The organism is Aeromonas cavernicola, from assembly GCF_002795305.1.
In the GTDB taxonomy this organism is placed as follows: Bacteria; Pseudomonadota; Gammaproteobacteria; order Enterobacterales; family Aeromonadaceae; genus Aeromonas; species Aeromonas cavernicola.
The window spans coordinates 1-1,569 of sequence record NZ_PGGC01000287.1 but is presented as its reverse complement, the minus strand read 5'-3'; the positions used below and the strand labels follow the sequence as shown (position 1 = coordinate 1,569).

The 1,569-nt window shown below is 64.3% G+C and carries 2 protein-coding genes and 2 pseudogenes; 1 reads left to right on the top strand and 3 read right to left on the bottom strand.

Annotation, left to right across the window (positions count from 1 at the left end):
• Positions 1-4 precede the first annotated feature (4 nt).
• A pseudogene (locus CUC53_RS19525) lies at positions 5-145 on the top strand (cytochrome c-type biogenesis protein CcmH); the annotation flags it as partial.
• 83 nt (positions 146-228) lie between these two features.
• On the opposite strand, the pseudogene CUC53_RS19385 reads toward CUC53_RS19525, so the two are convergent.
• The 3 genes and pseudogenes from CUC53_RS19385 to CUC53_RS18585 all read right to left on the bottom strand — a co-directional run.
• A pseudogene (locus tag CUC53_RS19385) lies at positions 229-434 on the bottom strand (DsbE family thiol:disulfide interchange protein); the annotation flags it as partial.
• 2 nt (positions 435-436) lie between these two features.
• Positions 437-828: redoxin family protein (locus CUC53_RS18590; protein WP_236757977.1), on the bottom strand; the 392-nt coding region annotated here is incomplete at its 3' end.
• On the bottom strand, positions 825-1,569 hold a 745-nt coding region (locus CUC53_RS18585; RefSeq protein WP_272896788.1), incomplete at its 5' end, for a cytochrome c-type biogenesis CcmF C-terminal domain-containing protein. The genes CUC53_RS18585 and CUC53_RS18590, both read right to left, overlap by 4 nt.

Genomic DNA, 1,569 nt, shown 5'->3' with positions numbered 1-1,569 from the left:
CGCCATGCTGCTGAGTGCAACTGCATATTCCAGCGGGGTCGATACCTATCAGTTTCGCCACCCCGAGCGGCAGACCCGCGCTCAGGAAGTGGCCCGCGCCCTGCGCTGCCCCCAGTGCCAGAACCAGAACCTGGTGGAGTCCAACGTAGGTATCGACCCCGCTGGAATATGCAGTTGCACTCAGCAGCATGGCGAGGGCCAGCAGGGCGCAGGCAAGAGAACGGCACATCATGGCTGTGTCTCCAGAGCTGATATTGCAATAGACGGCGCAATAGATGGCGCAATCGCGGGTGCCGTTGTGGCGGCCTTCACCTGCGCGTCTACTCGAGCCTGGTCCAGCAGCGGTGCAAACTGGCGTAGCCAGATCTCTTTGGTGAGCTCGCCGGTATGGCGGGCAAGCAGGGCGCCATCGGCGGCAAACTGGCCCTTGAGCTNNAGCTCAAGGGCCAGTTTGCCGTCGGGGTCGGCGAGTACGGCGCGATAGGGGTTGCCCGCCTGCACAAGCCAGGCGCGGGCCGCATCCCCCTTGTCCCGGTAGTTGAGGCCGTAGAGGGGCACGGTTGCCGCGAGCTCGGTGAGCCGCGGATGTTCGGCGCGGCAGTTGACGCACCAGCTGGCCCAGACGTTAAGCACAAAGGGCTCACCTTTGAGGCTGGCGGTCTGGATCGGACTCCCGCCCAGCAGATTGTCGCTTTGCCACGCAGGCAGGGTGCGTCCCAGGGTTGCCTCATCCTGGCTGTAGGGATTGTTGCCAAGGCCCAGCCAGAGCAGGGCGCCGAGGCCCAGGGTCAGCAGCAGTGGAACAAAGAGGCGTAGGCGGGATCTCATAACGCCTCCTGTTCGAGCTGGGGCAGGGAGGCAGCAACCGCCATGGGGCAGGCGGCTAGCAAGGGGCGACGGGCGAGCAGGCGCAGGGCGCCGCCCGCCATCATCAGCAGGCCACCGAGCCAGATCCAGCGCACCAGCGGCTTGTAGTGCAGCCGCATGGCATAGGCATCAGGCCCCATCTTCTCACCCAGCACCACGTAGAGATCGCCGAGCATCCCACACGCGATGCCCGGTTCATTCATGTTCATGGTGCGCACGCTGTAGTGGCGGCGCTCGGGGGTGAGCCTGGCGACCTCTTTACCTTCTTTGTGCACGCTAAGCGTGATCCGTTCGGCGGTATAGTTGGGGCCGATCACCGGCTCGCGCCCCTCATAGCGAAATTCGAACGCGCCGAGCTGGTAGGGTTGGTTGGCCCCAAGCACTGCCCCCCCCTCCTGACTGTGGTGGCTCACTTGCGCGATGCCGAGGGCGCACAACGCCACCCCGAGGTGGGCCAGCAGGGTGCCGAGCCGTTTGGCACTCAGGTCGTGGATCTTGAATGAGAAATTGAGCAGCAGGCTGGCCATTAGCCAGAGGCTCACCATATTGGCGAGGATGCCGCTCCAGCTACCGGAAAACGATCCCTGTTTCAGATAGGCAAGGCTAAGCAGCCCGCCGCCAAGCAGGCCAAACAGTGGCGGCAACAGAGCGTTGAGTCGGGAATGTGGCGCAAGCTGCTGCCAGCGCAGGCGCGGCAGTTGG